This window comes from Microbacterium sp. 1.5R (assembly GCF_007667425.1).
In the GTDB taxonomy this organism is placed as follows: Bacteria; Actinomycetota; Actinomycetes; order Actinomycetales; family Microbacteriaceae; genus Microbacterium.
Map to the genome: position 1 here is coordinate 1057960 of NZ_VDRC01000002.1, position 16412 is coordinate 1074371.

General features: G+C 68.6%; 15 protein-coding genes and 1 tRNA gene. 13 read left to right on the forward strand and 3 right to left on the reverse strand.

Annotated elements, in window-relative coordinates; translation table 11 throughout:
• Positions 1-44: 44 nt before the first annotated feature.
• Both FSY98_RS15975 and FSY98_RS15980 read left to right on the forward strand, forming a co-directional pair.
• Positions 45-1787, forward strand: a complete 1743-nt coding sequence (locus FSY98_RS15975) for a DEAD/DEAH box helicase (protein WP_144877602.1) — start codon at positions 45-47, stop codon at positions 1785-1787.
• Positions 1788-1910: 123 nt separating this feature from the next.
• Positions 1911-3008: a VIT1/CCC1 family protein gene (locus FSY98_RS15980; RefSeq protein ID WP_144877603.1), complete on the forward strand. Its 1098-nt coding sequence runs from the start codon at positions 1911-1913 to the stop codon at positions 3006-3008.
• A gap of 87 nt (positions 3009-3095) precedes the next feature.
• Here the strand turns inward: FSY98_RS15980 and FSY98_RS15985 are convergent, their stop codons facing one another.
• Complete coding sequence (locus FSY98_RS15985; RefSeq protein ID WP_144877604.1) at positions 3096-3686, reverse strand: isochorismatase family protein; 591 nt, start codon at positions 3684-3686, stop codon at positions 3096-3098.
• A 115-nt stretch (positions 3687-3801) separates the two neighbouring features.
• On the opposite strand from FSY98_RS15985, the gene FSY98_RS15990 reads away from it, so the two are divergent.
• On the forward strand, positions 3802-4785 hold the full coding sequence (locus FSY98_RS15990; RefSeq protein WP_144877605.1) for a GlxA family transcriptional regulator: 984 nt from the start codon (positions 3802-3804) through the stop codon (positions 4783-4785).
• A gap of 62 nt (positions 4786-4847) precedes the next feature.
• On the opposite strand, the gene FSY98_RS15995 is transcribed toward FSY98_RS15990, so the two are convergent.
• A tRNA-Leu gene (locus tag FSY98_RS15995) sits at positions 4848-4930 on the reverse strand.
• Between the two features lie 112 nt (positions 4931-5042).
• Here FSY98_RS15995 and FSY98_RS16000 point away from each other — a divergent pair.
• Positions 5043-6338, forward strand: a complete 1296-nt coding sequence (locus tag FSY98_RS16000; RefSeq protein ID WP_144877606.1) for a M20/M25/M40 family metallo-hydrolase — start codon at positions 5043-5045, stop codon at positions 6336-6338.
• 50 nt (positions 6339-6388) lie between these two features.
• The gene (locus FSY98_RS16005; protein WP_144877607.1) at positions 6389-7213 is read left to right on the forward strand and encodes an undecaprenyl-diphosphate phosphatase; all 825 of its coding nucleotides are present in this window, start codon (positions 6389-6391) and stop codon (positions 7211-7213) included.
• Positions 7214-7306: 93 nt separating this feature from the next.
• Here the strand turns inward: FSY98_RS16005 and FSY98_RS16010 are convergent, their stop codons facing one another.
• A complete protein-coding gene (locus FSY98_RS16010; RefSeq protein ID WP_144877608.1) occupies positions 7307-8155 on the reverse strand; it encodes a PAC2 family protein in 849 nt (282 codons plus the stop codon).
• A 90-nt stretch (positions 8156-8245) separates the two neighbouring features.
• Here FSY98_RS16010 and FSY98_RS16015 point away from each other — a divergent pair, with 90 nt between their 5' ends.
• From FSY98_RS16015 to FSY98_RS16050, 8 genes are all read left to right on the forward strand, one after another.
• The gene (locus FSY98_RS16015) at positions 8246-8926 is read left to right on the forward strand and encodes an HAD family phosphatase (RefSeq protein WP_260857537.1); all 681 of its coding nucleotides are present in this window, start codon (positions 8246-8248) and stop codon (positions 8924-8926) included.
• Positions 8923-9942 (forward strand): tRNA (adenine-N1)-methyltransferase, encoded by a 1020-nt coding sequence (locus FSY98_RS16020; RefSeq protein WP_144877609.1) that lies wholly within the window; start codon positions 8923-8925, stop codon positions 9940-9942. The genes FSY98_RS16015 and FSY98_RS16020 overlap by 4 nt, the downstream gene beginning before the upstream one ends.
• 10 nt (positions 9943-9952) lie before the next feature.
• Positions 9953-10867 carry a hypothetical protein gene (locus FSY98_RS16025; protein ID WP_144877610.1) on the forward strand — a complete coding sequence of 305 codons (915 nt, stop codon included), beginning with the start codon at positions 9953-9955 and terminating at the stop codon, positions 10865-10867.
• Entirely contained in the window at positions 10867-11859 is a 993-nt protein-coding gene (locus FSY98_RS16030; RefSeq protein ID WP_144877611.1) for a YafY family protein, read from the forward strand. The genes FSY98_RS16025 and FSY98_RS16030 overlap by 1 nt, the downstream gene beginning before the upstream one ends.
• Positions 11856-12845, forward strand: coding sequence for a YafY family protein (locus FSY98_RS16035; protein WP_144877612.1), 990 nt, complete (start codon positions 11856-11858; stop codon positions 12843-12845). Before FSY98_RS16030 ends, FSY98_RS16035 begins: the two co-directional genes overlap by 4 nt.
• A 33-nt stretch (positions 12846-12878) precedes the next feature.
• Complete coding sequence (locus FSY98_RS16040) at positions 12879-13118, forward strand: twin-arginine translocase TatA/TatE family subunit (protein ID WP_144877613.1); 240 nt, start codon at positions 12879-12881, stop codon at positions 13116-13118.
• Positions 13119-13180: 62 nt separating this feature from the next.
• Positions 13181-13939, forward strand: coding sequence for a twin-arginine translocase subunit TatC (gene tatC / locus FSY98_RS16045; protein WP_144877614.1), 759 nt, complete (start codon positions 13181-13183; stop codon positions 13937-13939).
• Positions 13936-16410, forward strand: coding sequence for an RNA helicase (locus tag FSY98_RS16050; protein WP_144877615.1), 2475 nt, complete (start codon positions 13936-13938; stop codon positions 16408-16410). Before tatC ends, FSY98_RS16050 begins: the two co-directional genes overlap by 4 nt.
• Positions 16411-16412 lie beyond the last annotated feature (2 nt).

Here is a 16412-nt window from a genome sequence, read left to right on the forward strand (position 1 = left end):
ACGGGAGCGATCCGGTGTCGGTGGCAGCGATTATCGTTGTCTCGATGCTCTCTCCGTCTTTCCCTCAGCGTGCCCCGTGGGGAACCGCCAACAAGCTGCGCGCCTGGCAGCAGGAAGCACTCGAGCAGTACTTCGACGCTGATCAGCGCGACTTCCTCGTGGCGGCGACACCCGGCGCAGGCAAGACCACGTTCGCTCTGACCCTCGCGGTCGAACTCCTGCGCAGCGGTGAGGTCAACCGCATCATCGTGGTCGCCCCCACCGAGCACCTGAAGACCCAATGGGCCGATGCCGCCGCGCGCGTGCACATCCGGCTCGACCCGCATTTCAAGAACAGCCACTGGGCACCGGCCAGGCACTATCACGGCGCCGTCGTCACCTATGCACAGGTCGCGGCCAAGTCCTCGGTGCATCGCCACCTCACCGAAGACGCGAACACCCTCGTCATCCTCGACGAGGTGCATCACGGAGGCGACGCGCTGAGCTGGGGCGATGCGATACGCGACGCCTACGGACCGGCCAAACGGCGTCTCCTTCTCTCCGGCACGCCGTTCCGCAGCGATACCGCGCCCATCCCGTTCGTCGAATACCACCCCGACGAATCCGGTGCGCGGATCTCGCGCACCGACTACAACTACGGCTACGGGCGCGCCCTCGCCGACGGCGTCGTCCGTCCGGTGCTCTTCCACATGTACGCGGGCAAGATGCGGTGGCGCACGACCTCGGGTGACGAGCTCGAGACCCACCTCGGGCAGGACAACACGAAAGACGTCACGTCGCAGGCGTGGCGCACCGCGCTCGACCCGGAGGGCGAGTGGATGCCGGCGGTGCTGTCGGCCGCAGACCGCCGCCTCACCGAGATCCGGCACCACATACCGGATGCCGGTGGCCTCGTGCTCGCGACCGACCAGACCGTGGCCCGCGCCTACGCGAAGATCCTGCACAGCATCACCCGACAGCAGCCGACGATCGTCCTCTCCGACGACGCGACGGCATCCGCACGCATCGAGAAGTTCAGCGCGAGTGACGATCGCTGGATGGTCGCGGTCCGCATGGTCTCAGAGGGCGTCGACGTGCCGCGCCTCGCGGTCGGCGTGTACGCCACCTCATCGTCGACCCCGCTCTTCTTCGCGCAGGCCATCGGCCGCTTCGTGCGGGCCCGCCGTCGAGGTGAGGCCGCGAGCGTGTTCCTCCCGCAGGTGCCGGTGCTCATGGGCCTCGCCAACGAGATGGACAAGCAGCGCGATCACGCGCTCGATCGGCAGTCGCATGACGACGACGGCCTCGAGGACTCCCTTCTCGACAGCGCCAACCGCGAGGACGACGCCTCCGACGCCCTGACCCAGGAGTTCAGCTACCAGGCGCTGTCGTCGATCGCGCACTTCGACCGCCTGGTGTTCGAGGGGCAGGAGTTCGGCCAGCTGGCGGAACCCGGCTCGCCCGAGGAGGAGGAGTTCATCGGGTTCCCCGGACTCCTCGAGCCCGAGCACGTGCACGAACTCCTCATGCAACGGCAGGCGCGGCAGTCGAGGCTTCGCGAGGCGCGCGAAGCCTCGGCAGGCCCCACCGAGACGACGACGCTCCCGGCACCGCTCCATCGGACGCTCAAGGAGCAACGGCAGCTGCTGAACAGCCTCGTCGGTCTCTACGCCAGGCAGAAGGGCGAACCGCACGGTGCGGTCCACGCCGAGCTCCGCCGCATCTGCGGGGGCCCGGCGGTCGCACAGGCCACCGTCACTCAGTTGCAGGCGCGCATCGACGTGCTGCGCAAGCGCGTGCGGTCCTGACCGCGGTCGTCCGCGACCCCTCTTCGCCGCCCCGAAAAGCTGGCAATCGGAGCTTTTCGGCGTGCCCGTCCGATCGCTCCCGTTAGCGTGGAACGACCCCCGCAGCAGTACCGAGGAGACTCCATGACCGCACCCGCGCCTGCCCCCGCGACCGACGCCGACCGGCGTCGTTGGGCCCGCTACCTCGTCGAGGAGCGAGCGGAGGGCCTCGTCTACCAGCGCCTCGCGCACCGACGAACGGGCGAGGAGCGCGAGATCCTCCTCGGACTCGCCGAGGCCGAGCGTCGCCACGAGCAGCACTGGCTCGACCTGCTGGGCGGCGAGCCGGCGCGCCTGCCGAGGGCCGGCGTGCGCTCGCGAATGCTCGGTCAGATGGCGGGGCGCTTCGGATCGATCTTCGTGCTCGCCCTCGCGCAGAGCGCCGAGGCGCGGTCGCCGTACGACGAGGAGCAGTACGCCACCCCGGCGATGCGCGCGGACGAGAAGGTGCACTACGAGGTCGTGCGCGGACTCGCCGCGCGAGGCCGCCGCCGCTTGTCCGGCTCATTCCGGGCCGCGGTGTTCGGCGCCAACGACGGTCTCGTGAGCAACCTCGCGCTCGTGCTCGGTATCGGTGCGACGGGCGTGAGCTCCGGTTTCGTCCTGTTCAGCGGTATCGCAGGGTTGCTCGCCGGAGCGCTGTCGATGGGAGCGGGCGAGTTCGTCTCCGTGCGCTCCCAACGCGAACTGCTCGCGGCGACCGAGGCGAACGAAGACGCGGCAGCGACGGCCGCCGACCTCGATATCGACGAGAACGAGCTCGCGCTCGTCTACCGAGCCCGCGGAGCGGGGCCCGAAGAGGCCCTGGAACGTGCCCGGCGAATCGTGGCTGCCGCGCGGGCCGGTGTCGAGCGCACCACCACGGGCCCCGTCCACGTGCACGCGGGTGACGACCACGACATCGTCGGCAGCGACTGGACAGCCGCGATCTCGTCCTTCCTGCTGTTCTCCTCCGGCGCGATCATCCCGGTGCTTCCGTGGATCTTCGGCCTCCAGGGCACCACAGCGGTCGTGGTCGCACTCGTGCTCGTCGGGGTCGCGCTGCTGTCGACCGGGGCGATGGTCGGCATCCTGTCCGGTGGCCCGCCGCTCCGGCGGGCTCTGCGTCAGCTGGCGATCGGCTTCGGCGCCGCGGCGGTCACGTACGTGCTCGGTCTCGTCTTCGGGGTCGGAGCGGTCTGAGAGCGGTCGCTGGCGGGGCACTGCACCCCCGAGCGGAGCTGTGCCCCGTCCCCGCCGCCGCCGCGCACCTCGTCGGCACCGATCGCGTCACGTCAGCTCATCACCCGTCCGCACGACGACGCCGTAGAGATCACCGATGGTCGCCAGGGCGGCCTCGTGCAGCGAGAGCGCGGAGACGGGTGTGCCCGCGCTCTCGAGCGGACGCGTCGCGCAGGCGTCGGCGACGATCGTCGGTCGGAACCCGCCGAGGAAGGCTCCTTCGGCGGTGAACGTCACGCACATGTTCGTCATGAAACCCGCGATGACGACATCCGTTCGACCGGTCCGCTCGACGAGTTCGCCGAGATCCGTGCCGACGAAGGCGTTGGGGGCGCTCTTCACGACGACGGCCTCGTCATGGCGGGGGGCGACATCGTCGTGGATCCGGCCGATCTCGGAGTGCACGTCGTACGGCGTGCCCGCCCCGCCGTCGTTCACCACGTGGATGACCGGCGATCCGACCTCGCGCGCCCGCGCCAGGAGATTCGCGGCGGCATCGAGCGCCGGCCGCCACCCCTCCAGTTCCATCACGCCCGTGGTGTACGTGTTCTGGTAGTCGACGAGCACGAGGACCGCCTCGGGGAGGGTCGCTGGTCGATCGTCGAAGCCGTTCAGCTGTCGGAGTGTCGTACGCGGCATGAGAGATGCCTCCTCGGGGTGTCGGTCGAAGGTGAATGCAGGCCACGCTATGAGAGGGTGAGCGTGTCCGGAAGGACCAGCTATCCGCAGAAACCGACATTCGGAGGTGAGCGTCATGAGACGACGGCTGATGGTGATCGTGCTCTTCGATCGCGTCGACCTGCTGGACGTCACCGGGCCGCCCGAGGTGCTCTCGCTGCTGGCGCGGGAGATGGATGAGGCGACGGGATACGAGGTCGTGCTCGCGGCGGAGTCGCTCGAGCCCGTGACGACCTCGGCGGGGGTGCGCGTCCTCCCGGACGTCACCTTCGAGCAGGTGGCGCATCGAGCCGTCGACACGCTGATCGTCCCCGGAGCTGTGGAGCGCGATGCCCAGCGTCGAGTCACCGCCGTCGTCGACGACCGCATCGTCGCGCACGTGCGGGAACTCGCGATCCGTTCGCGACGAGTGGCGTCCGTGTGCGTCGGAGCCCACGTGCTCGCTGCAGCCGGCCTGCTCGACGGCAGACGCGCGACGACCCACTGGAGTACGGCAGCGCAACTCGCCGCGCAGCACCCTGACGTGGACGTCGAGCCCGATCCGATCTTCATCAAGCAGGGCGACGTCTGGACGGGAGCCGGGCTCACAGCGTGCCTCGACCTGACCCTGGCTCTCGTCGCCGAGGACTTCGGCGAGCCGATGGCCGCGCGCGTGGCCAGGCAGCTCGTGATGTACCTGAAGCGCCCCAGTGGGCAGAGCCAGTTCAGCGTGCCGCTGAGCGCCCCGACGACCACGCGGCGGATCGACGAGCTGCGCCTGCATATCCTCGCCCACGTCGACGGCGATCTCACGGTTCACGCGCTGGCGGATGTCGCCCGCGTGAGCGAACGCCATTTGACGCGACTCTTCCGCACCGAGTTGCGGACCACTCCGGGCGCATACGTCGAATCCCTGCGCGTCGAGACGGCGCGCAATCGTCTGGAGAGCACGGACGACACACTGTCTCGCGTCGCGTCGGCCTGCGGTTTCGGAGCGGTGGACACGCTGACCCGCGCCTTCCATCGGACGCTCGGCGTCTCACCGGGGGAGTACCGCAAGCGCTTCCGGATCGCAGGGTGAGCTGATCGCGAGCGCCCACGAAGAAGGCCCCGGAAGATCTGGGATCTTCCGGGGCCTGACCGTGCGCGGAGGGGGACTTGAACCCCCACGCCCTTACGGGCACTACGACCTCAACGTAGCGCGTCTACCATTCCGCCACCCGCGCAGGTGTTGGATGTTCGTTGCCGAACGAAGATTTACATTAGCACGCGGTTCGACGCACTCCGAAACCGGGGCGGTCGCCCGGGCGCGCCTCCTCGCTTCGATACCCTGGACCGATGAGCGAGCAGTCCCTCCCCGAAGTCGTGCGCGTGGCCCGAGACCTGATCCGCTTCGACACGTCGAACTTCGGCGGCGGTGAGGCGAAGGGCGAGCGCGAGGCCGCCGAGTACGTCGGCGCCTACCTGACGGATCTCGGACTCGAGGTCGAGTACTACGAGCCGATCCCTCGGCGCACCAACGTCATGGCGCGAGTGCCCGGGCGCGACCGCAGCAAGCCGGCGCTGGTGGTGCACGGCCATCTCGATGTCGTCCCGGCGATGCCCGAGGACTGGACCGTCGACCCGTTCGCCGGAGTCGTCGAGGACGGGATGCTGTGGGGACGGGGCGCCGTGGACATGAAGAACATGGATGCCATGATCCTCACCGCGGTCGCGAACATCCTCCGTGCGGGCGAGCGGCCGGAACGCGATCTGATCCTCGCGTTCTTCGCCGACGAGGAGAACGGCGGGGTGGAGGGCTCAGCGCTCGTCGTGCGCGACCGCCCCGAGTGGTTCGCGGGCGCCACCGAGGCGATCAGCGAGGTCGGGGGCTACTCGATCTCGGTCGACGATCGCCGCGCATACCTGTTGCAGGTGGGGGAGAAGGCGCTGATCTGGATCCGCCTCGTGGCCAGGGGTCGCGCGGGACACGGGAGTCGACTGCACGACGACAACGCGGTCACGAAGCTCGCCGAGGCCGTGGCGGCCATCGGCCGCACCAGATGGCCCGTCCGGCTCACGCCGACGACCGAGGCGCTGCTTCGGGGGTTGAGCGACCTCACGGGGCGCTCGGTCGATGACCCTGACGCGCTGGCCGCGGCGGCCGGACCTGCGGAGGCGTTCCTCCGGTCGACGTTCCGCACCACGACCAACCCCACGGTGCTCAGCGCCGGGTACAAGCACAACGTCATCCCGGAGCGCGCCGAGGCGCTCGTCGACGTCCGCGTGATCCCCGGCACCGAAGACGACGTGCTCCGCGAGCTGCAGCAGATCGTGGGCGACGAGATCGAGATCCAGACCGTCGTCCGCGACATCGGCATGGAGACCCCGTTCGAGGGCGACCTCGTCGACGCCATGGTCGCGAGCCTCGGACGTCATGACCCCGGCGTCCCCGTCATCCCCTATCTGCTCGGGGCCGGCACCGACAACAAGGCGCTCGCGTACCTCGACATCACCGGGTACGGTTTCGCGCCGCTGCGGCTGCCGGCCGACCTCGACTTCACGGGCATGTTCCACGGGGTCGATGAGCGCGTGCCCGTAGAATCGCTTGTCTTCGGTCAGCAGGTGCTGGCCGATCTGCTGCGCACGTACTGAGCGCTCTCCCCGCGCGTCTGCGCCGCCCCGAACACTCCGAAGGCTCCTCCATGCATCTGCTCGAAGCGCTCATCCTCGGCCTCGTGCAGGGACTCACCGAGTTCCTGCCGATCTCCTCGAGTGCGCACCTGCGCATCCTCGGCACGTTCCTGCCGTCCGGCGAAGACCCGGGGGCCGCGTTCACCGCCATCACGCAGATCGGCACCGAGGCCGCGGTGGTGGTGTTCTTCTGGCGCGACATCGTGCGCATCATCCGACAGTGGTTCCGCTCGCTCATCGGCAGGGCGCCGAAGAGCGACCCCGATGCGCGCATGGGCTGGATGATCATCATCGGCAGCATCCCGATCGTCCTCCTTGGACTCCTGTTCCAGGATCAGATCGAGACGGTCCTCCGGTCCATGTGGATCGTCGCCGTCATGCTCATCGTCTTCGGTGTCCTTCTGGGCGTGGCGGATCACGTCGGCGCGAAGCGTCGCAAGCTCGGCGACCTCACCTACCCGCACGGCGTCGCCTTCGGGTTCGCGCAGGCACTCGCGCTGATCCCGGGTGTCTCGCGCTCCGGCGGCACGATCACGATGGGTCTCTTCCTCGGGTACGAGCGTGCAGCAGCCGCACGGTACGCCTTCCTGCTCGCCATCCCCGCGGTGTTCGGCAGCGGGTTCTACCAGGTCTTCAAGAGCTGGGACCAGCCGTCGTTCTTCTCGTTCGGCGACACGCTCGCCGCGACCGGGGTGGCGTTCGTGGTGGCTCTCGCGGTCATCGCCTTCTTCATGAACTACATCTCGAAGCGCAGCTTCCTGCCCTTCGTGATCTACCGCATCCTGCTGGGATCGGTACTCCTCGTGCTGCTCGGCCTCGGTGTGATCCCGGCCTGACCCCGAGACCCCCGTCTATCGCCGAGACCCCCGCCTGCTGCCGTCAGCAGGCGGGGGTCTCGGCGCGAACGCGGGGTCTCGGCGGGGCGTCGCTCACCCCTTGCGGTCGGCCGGCCCGTCTCCTCGTCGCTTCAGGTAGCGCTCGAAGGCCTGGGCGATGGCGTCGCCGGACGCATCGGGGGAGTCCCAGGTGTCGCGCGTGCGCTCGAGCTGCCTGATGTACTCGGTCATGTCCTCGTCGTCGGCCGCAGCCGCGTCGATCGACGCCTCCCAGGCGGCGGCCTCCGTGCGCAGGTGATCCCGCGGGACGTCGACGCCGGTCAGCTCCTCGAGGCGGTCGAGCAACGCGAGCGTGACCTTCGGAGACGGAGTGGCCGAGGCGACGTAGTGGGGCACGCTGGCCCACAGGCTCGCCGTCGGGATGCCGGAGGTCTCCGCGAAGTGCTCGAACACGCTGAGGATGCCGACGGGCCCCTCGTACAGCGAGCGCTCGAGCCCGTGGGCTTCACGGACCTGTTCGTTCTGGCTGGCCGCGAAGATAGAGATCGGGCGGGTGTGCGGGACATCGGAGAGCATGGCGCCGAGGGTCACCAGGCCCGTGATGTCGTCACGCAGCGCGACGTCCATGAATTCGGACGCGAAGGCCTGCCAGGTGCGAGCGGGTTCCACGCCGGTGAGGATCCACAGCTCGGGGCCGGGTCCCGGATCGCGGGGCCGCCACAGCCCGGCCTCGGGCCACGTCAGCTGGCGGCGCCCCTCGGCATCCATCTTCGTTGCCGGCCGGGTGTACTGGTAGTCGAAGTACAGCTCGGGGTCGATCGAGTGCACGAGGTCGTACTCGTTCTCGGCGCGCAATGCGGCGATGGCGCCGCTGGCGGCTTCGCCCGCGTCGTTCCAGCCGTCGAAGGCGGCGATGATGATGCGTGAACCCAGAACATCCATCGTGATCTCCCTTCGCGGTTGCGGTTCGGTGTCTCCCCAGGCTAGTCCGACGCGACGGGGGGAGGGCGGAGCCACGGCTAACATGGACCGGTGAGCAGACAGCCCCGCGCGATCCTCTGGGACATGGACGGAACCCTCGTCGACACCGAGCCGTATTGGATGGCGGCGGAGACGGCACTCGTCGAATCCTTCGGCGGGACGTGGAGCCACGAGCAGGCGCTCCAGCTCGTCGGTAACGGCCTGATCGACAGTGCGGTGATCCTGCAGAACGCGGGTGTCGACATGGAGGCCCACGCCATCATCGCCCTCCTCACCGACGGCGTGCAGGAGGCACTGCGCGTGCAGGGCGTGCCGTTCCGACCCGGGGCCCGAGAGCTCCTTCTCGACCTCAAGGCCGCCGGCATCACGACGGGGCTCGTGACGATGTCACTGCGGCGGATGGCCCTCAGCGTCGTCGACCTCATCGAGTTCGATGCCTTCGACATCGTGGTCGCCGGTGATGACGTCTCGAACCCCAAGCCCCACCCCGAGCCCTATCTGCATGCCGCGTCGCTGCTGGACGTCGACATCGCCGACACGCTCGTCATCGAGGACTCGCCCACTGGGCTCCGCGCAGGTCTCGCCTCGGGTGCGGTCACCCTGGGCGTGCCCCACATCGTCTCACTCGACCACGTCGGCGCGCACGAGCTCTGGCCGACGCTGGAGCACCGCACCGCCGCCGATCTCGTCGACCTCTTCGACCGCAAGGTCATGACAGGAGTCAGCCGATGACCCACGCAGCCGCACACCGCCCGAGCGGCCCCTTTCGCGAGGGCGACCGCGTGCAGTTGACGGGTCCGAAGGGTCGCCTCCACACCGTCACCCTCCGCGAGGACGGCGAGTTGCACACGCATCACGGCGTGCTCCGTCATCGTGACCTCATCGGACTCCCCGACGGCTCCGTCGTGGCGAACAGCTCCGGCCACGAGTACCTCGCCCTGCGCCCGCTGCTCCGCGACTTCGCGATGTCGATGCCTCGCGGCGCGGCCATCGTGTACCCGAAGGACGCCGCGCAGATCGTCATGCAGGCCGACGTCTTCCCCGGCGCCGTGGTCGTCGAGGCCGGAGTGGGCTCAGGAGCGCTGTCGCTGTCGCTGCTGCGCGCGATCGGGCCGGCCGGACGACTCGTGTCATTCGAGCGTCGAGACGACTTCGCCGAGGTCGCTCGCGGCAACGTCGAGACCTTCTTCGGGGAGACGCCCTCGACGTGGAACGTCGTCGTCGGCGATCTCGCCGAGGCCCTCCCCGCGGAGTTCGAGCCGGGCACCGTCGACCGCGTGGTGCTCGACATGCTCGCGCCGTGGGAGTGCATGGACGTCGTGGCCGACGCGCTGACTCCCGGTGGCGTGGTGCTCTGCTACGTCGCCACCGCCACGCAGCTCTCGCGGGTGGCCGAGTACATCCGCGGCACCGGCCTCTTCACCGACCCCGATGCCTCCGAGACCATGGTCCGCGGCTGGCACGTCGAGGGGCTCGCCGTGCGCCCCGACCACCGCATGGTCGCGCACACCGGCTTCCTCCTCACCGCTCGCCGTCTCGCCCCCGGCGCTGTCGCGCCGTCCGTCAAGCGCCGCGCATCGAAGAGCAGCTACGGCGACGACGACGTCGAGCTGTGGACCCCCGGTGCCGTCGGAGATCGAGAGATCACCGACAAGAACCTCCGCAAGCGGGCGAGGGAGGCGGCGAAGGCCGCAGAGGGCGCGCGCCTCGCTGCAGCGTCGCGCGTATCGGAGCCCCCGACGGAATAGACTGGAGCGCGTGCGTAAAACGTCCGCCGTTCTGGCCACCCTCAGCTTCGCCGCGATCGCTCTGACCGGGTGCGCGTCCGCCCCGTCGTTCGCGGGGGAGGCCTGCGACCGCGCGTCCGGCTCGAGCGCGATCCTCGACTCCGTGAACGTCGACGGCGAACTCGGCGCGAAGCCCGACGTCGAGGTCTTCGGACCGGTCAAGGCGTCGAAGACCTCGGTCGCCGACGCGATCGTCGGCGACGGGCGGACGCTCACGTCGACGTCGCAGCCGCTGGTGCTCGACCTGGCGTTCTTCGCCGGCGACAGTGGCAAGCAGCTGTACGAGACTGAGTTCGACGGCGATCTGAGCCGGGTGCACAGCATCGCGTACTGGTCGCAGAAGTCCCCCGGGCTCGAGAAGGCGCTCGAGTGCGCGACCGACGGCAGCCGCATCGTGGCCGTGCTGACGCCGGACGACTTCGGACAGGCGAATGTCGAGGCCTTCGATCTCGGCGACGACGAGAACGTGGTCGCGGTCATCGACGTCCTCGATGTGAAGCTCGCGCGCGCCGAGGGCGACCCGCAGTTCAACGACGCGCGCGGTATGCCCACCGTCGTCCGTGCTCCCGACGGCACACCGGGTGTGATCATCCCCGACAGCCCCGCGCCGAAGAAGTCCGTGACGCAGACCCTCATCAAGGGCGACGGTCCGGTCGTCGAGAAGGGCCAGACCATCATCACGAACCTGACGGCCGTCGGGTGGGACGACAAGAAGGTCGCCACCAGCACCTGGGGTTCCGAGCCGAACGTCGGGCTGGCCGCCAACGAGCTCCAGGGCGCAACGGTCGGATCCCAGCTCCTCGTGGTCGTGCCCGAGGCCGACGGGAACAAGGCGACGGCGATCGTCGTCGACATCCTGGGGATCGTCCCGACCCCGGAGCAGTGATGGCGGCCCGGATTCCCGCGGAGGAGCGCCTGACGAACCTCGTCGTGGCGCTCATGGCCACGGAGATCGGGCTCACCAAGCAGCAGATCCTCGACAACGTCTCGGGTTATCGACAGCGAGCGGATGCCGGAGCGCGGTCGGATGCCCTCGAGAAGATGTTTGAGCGCGATAAGGACGAGCTCCGCACGCTCGGAGTCCCGGTCGAGACGTTGGGCGATCAGTCCGACCCGAACGATCTCCGTGAGGCTCGGTACCGCATCCCGCAGGCGGAGTACGACCTCCCGGGCGATATCGAGTTCACGCCGGCCGAGCTGGCCGTGCTGCGGCTGGCCGGCAGCGTGTGGAGCGCCGAGTCCGCCTCCGGCGATGCTCAGGCCGGAGTGCGCAAGATCCGCGCGCTGGGTATCGACGGCGACGAGCCCATCATCGGGTTCGCACCGCGCATCACGGCCCGAGACGGGGCCTTCCCGGCGATGCAGGAGGCGATCGAGAAGAGTCGCGTGGTCGTGTTCGACTATCTCAAGCCCGGTGAGAACGCCCCGCGTCGGCGCAGCATCCGTCCTCTCGCTCTCGTCGACTACGAGGCACGCTGGCATGTCTTCGGCGTCGACGTCGACATCGAGGAGGACCGCATGTTCCTGCTCAGTCGCATCGTCGGCACGGTGAAGACCACCACCACCGCCTTCGACCCGTCGCTCCGCGACGGCGCCGGGGAGCGCGCGCTAGCGGGCCTGGAGGCCGTCGCCGCCGAGAACTCCGCCCTGCTCGAGGTGACGCCCGGCACGGAGGCATCGCTGCGGCTCGGCCGTCGAGCGACAGCCGCCGCACAGGGCATCCGTGTGCCGTTCGTCGACCTCCACATCCTCGCCGACGAGCTCGCCTCGTACGGCCCCGAGGTTCGCGTGGTGGAGCCCGTCGCATTGCGCGAGGCAGTCGTGGCACGGCTCATCGCCGTCGTCGAGGCCAACACCGATGCGGGGAAGCGCCGATGAGCGAGAAGGCGAAGCCGCTCCTCGCGGCCGACCGCGTCCGGGTGTATCTCACCCTCGTCCCCTACCTTCTCGAGCACGGCCAGGTCTCGCTGCAGGAAGCCGCAGCCGAGTTCGGGGTGACCCCGAACGAGATGCGCCAGATGGTCGAGAAGCTCACCGTCATCGGACTCCCCGGGGATTCGGGGTACTGGCAGCAGCCGCAGGAGATGTTCGACATCAACTGGGATCTCCTCGACGAGGAGGACGTCATCGAGATCACGAACGATGTGGCGCTCCGTCGCGTGCCGAGGTTCACCGCCCGTGAGGCAGCCGCACTGCTCGCCGGTCTGCAGATGGTCGCGGCCGTCCCGGCCGTCTCGGACTCGGGGCTGGTGAGCGGCTTGATCTCGAAGCTCTCACGGGGGGCTGCCGACGCGCCCGCTGAGGTCGTGGTGGCTCCCAGCGCGGTCGACGAGGTACGTCGAGTCGTCTCGCAGGGAGTGCGTGACGGCGTGGCGGTCTCCTTCACCTACCAAGCCCCGGACGCCGCGCCGACGACACGCACCGTCGACCCGGTGCAGGTGCTGATCACCAACGCACAGTGGTATCTGCAGGGCTGGTGCCACATGCGCAAGGCCATGCGGACGTTCCACCTCGACCGCGTCAGCGACGCTCGACTGACCGACATCCCGATCACGCACGCCGGCGATCACGTCCCCGAGGCGTTCGCAGCCGCGGCCGACGAGGGCGAGGTGAAAGTGCGCATCCCGGAGCGGATCGCCCCGCTGCTGCGTGGCTTCCTCACGGGTGACGAGATCGAGACCGTCGACGGCGTGGTTACGGCGAGGCTCCATCTCGCCGACCCGCGGGGGGTCAAACGGCTCGCCGCCCGCTTCGGCGGTGTCATGGAGATCGTCGAGCCCGCCGTCGCCCGCACTGCCGCCCGAGAGTGGGCCGCTGCCGGACTCGCGCTGTATCACCACCCGGATCGCTCTCACGCCGGTTAGACTGGCCATGATCCCCGATGTGAGGAGTACCCCATGGCTGGATTGACCGGCTGGCACCTGCTGGCCCTCGTGGTCATCGTTCTGCTGCTGTTCGGTGCAGCGAAGCTTCCCGCTCTCGCGAAGAGCATGGGCCAGTCGGCTCGTGTCTTCAAGGGCGAGATGAAGGCGATGCGTGAAGAAGACACGGTCGCCGAGCAGACGGAGGCTCCTCAGCCCAAGGGGTCGACCGCCCCCGAAAGCGGGACCGCGACCGGGCCTGAACGCCCCAGCTGACCTCCGTGGCCGCCATCGATTCAGCCGCGATGGCTGCGAGCGATGGACGCCGTGATCGGCGGATGTCCCTGGGAGCCCATCTCGTCGAGCTGCGCAAGCGACTCATCATCGCTGCCGTCGCCCTCGTGGTCGGCATGGTCATCGCATTCCTGGTGACCGACCCGATCATCCACTTCATCACCGAGCCCATCCGTCACATCTCGGATGAGCGGGGCCAGAGCATCGTCGCTCTCAACTTCACCGCTGTCACCTCCCCGTTCGACCTGCGCATGCGTATCGCGTTCTCGATCGGGCTCTTCCTTTCGGCCCCCGTGTGGCTGTGGCAGATCTGGGCGTTCATCATGCCCGGCCTCACGAAGAAGGAGACCCTGTACACGGTCAGCTTCGTCGGCGCCGCCATCCCGCTCTTCTTCGCCGGTTGCTACGTCGGCACGCTGGTGGTCCCGCACGTCATCGAGCTCATGGCCGGGTTCACCCCGGAGGGCGGGAACAACCTCTATGAGGCGTCGGCTTTCTACGACTTCGTGTTCAAGCTCATGATCGTGGTCGGGGTCTCATTCGTCCTGCCGGTGTTCCTCGTCGCTCTGAACGTCGCCGGCATCATGACGGGTCGAGACATCCTCAAGGGCTGGCGGGTCGCGATTCTCGTCTCCTGCGTCTTCGGGGCCCTGGCCACGCCCGCAGCCGACCTGGTCAGCATGTTCATGCTCGCCGGCATCCTGGTGGTGCTCTACTTCGCAGCCGCTCTCGTGTCGATGCTTTTCGACCGTCGCAAGCGCAAGCGCGATGAGGCCGCCGGCCTCACCTCCCCGATCGCATGAGTTCGCCCGCCGAGCGTTTCGCCGCCGCCCGAGAAGCGGCAGGTCACCCGCAGACGACGGCCTTCGCCGCGCGTCAGCGCTTCGATCTCGATCCGTTCCAGGTCGAGGGGTGTCACGCCCTCGAGCGAGGTCACAGCGTTCTGGTCGCCGCCCCGACCGGTGCCGGAAAGACCATCGTCGGCGAGTTCGCCATCCATCTCGCCATGCAGACGGCTCGCGACAAGGCGTTCTACACCACCCCGATGAAGGCTCTGTCGAATCAGAAGTTCCGCGAGCTCGTCGACGTCTACGGCCCCGACGAGGTCGGGCTGCTGACGGGCGACACGAACATCAACGGCAACGCCCGCATCGTCGTCATGACGACCGAGGTGCTTCGCAACATGATCTACGCGGATTCCGCGGCTCTGCGCGACCTGCGGTACGTCGTGATGGATGAGGTGCACTACCTGGCCGATCGCTTCCGGGGCGCGGTGTGGGAAGAGGTCATCATCCATCTGCCGTCGCAGGTGCGGCTGGTCTCCCTGAGTGCGACGGTGTCGAACGCCGAGGAGTTCGGCGACTGGCTCGACACGGTACGAGGCGACACCGAGGTGATCGTCTCCGAGATCCGCCCGGTGCCGCTCGAGCAGCACGTGCTCGTCCGAGACGATCTCCTTCCGCTGTTCGACGACCGGGCCGGTCTGGCGACGTCGCAGGTGAATCAAGAGCTCATGCGCATCCGCTCGTTCACGGGCTCGCACTACGAGCAGAATCGCGAGGCGCAGTCCTATCGGAGCAACCGCCACGCCGGACGTCAGGCCCAGCGTCCGCCCCGCGGCGGGAGGCGCCCTGTTCGTTCGGCGAACGTGCGGCGCATCGAGAGGATGGACCGCCCGGACGTCGTACGGCTGCTGGAGCGCTCGAACCTCCTACCGGCGATCTTCTTCATCTTCAGCCGGGTGGGGTGCGACGCCGCTGTGCAGCAGATCCGGCGGTCCGGACTGCGACTCACCTCGACGGAAGAGCGGGCCGAGATCCGCTCCATCGTCGAGGACCGCACTCGCACGCTTCAGGAGGAGGACCTCGGCATCCTCGGATACTGGGAGTGGCTCGACAACCTGGAACGGGGAGTGGCCGCCCACCACGCCGGCCTCCTGCCCGCGTTCAAGGAGGTCGTGGAAGAGCTCTTTCAGCGCAAGCTCGTGAAGGTCGTGTTCGCGACGGAGACACTGGCACTCGGGATCAACATGCCGGCGCGTACCGTCGTGCTCGAGAAGATGGAGAAGTTCAACGGCGAGGCGCGGGTCGCGATCACGTCGGGGGAGTACACGCAGCTCACCGGTCGAGCGGGTAGGCGAGGCATCGACGTCGAGGGACACGCGGTCGTGCAGTGGACGGAGGGGATGGATCCGCAGGCCGTCGCCGCGCTCGCATCCCGACGGACCTATCCGCTCAACTCCAGTTTCCGCCCGACCTACAACATGGCCGTGAACCTCATCGATCTGTTCGGCACCGATCGTGCTCGAGAGGTCCTCGAGTCGTCGTTCGCCCAGTTTCAGGCCGACCGGGCTGTCGTCGGCCTCGCTCGGAAGGTGCGCGAGGCCGAGGAATCCCTCGAGGGCTACCGTGCGGCGATGGTCTGCGATCACGGCGACTTCATGGAGTACTCCGCGATGCGCCGCGAGCTGAGCGACCTCGAGAAGAAGAACCGGCAGGACTCGAACTCACCGCGAGTCGCCCGCGAGAAGCGCGCGAAGCAGATCCAGTCGCTGCGCACGCGAATGCAGCGGCACGGCTGTCATCGCTGCCCCGACCGTGAGGCTCACGCCCGGTGGGCGGAGCGCTACTGGAAGCTGAAGCGCGACACCGATCGCATCCGACGCCAGATCGAGAACCGCACGGGTACCGTCGCCCGAGTGTTCGATCGGGTCAGCGAGGTCCTCGAGACGCTCGACTATCTGCGGCGCGAAGACGGTGAGACACGACTGACCGACGCCGGACGCACGATGCGTCGGATCTACGGGGAACGCGATCTGCTCATCGCCGAGTCACTGCGGCAGGGGCTCTGGAAGGGGCTGGACGCTCCGTCTCTCGCAGCCATGGCCTGCTGCCTGGTCTACGAGCCTCGACGGGACGAGGCGAACTCCGGCGAGCGGGGGCTGCCGCGAGGAGCTTTCCGCTCGGCGTACGACCGGACGACCACGCTGTGGGCGGAGCTCGACGATCTCGAGAAGGAGCATCACCTGCCCGGCACCGAGCCGCTCGCGGCGGGGCTCGCCGGCGCGATGCACACCTGGGCACGTGGAGGCAGCCTCGACCGGGTCCTGGTCGACGCCGACATGGCGGCCGGCGATTTCGTCCGTTGGGCGAAGCAGACGATCGACCTGCTCGATCAGCTGTCGATCGTCGCCGAGGATGGAACTCTGGCTAGGAACGCGCGCACCGCGCTCGACGGAGTGCGCCGAGGCATCGTCGCGTACTCGTCGATGTGAGA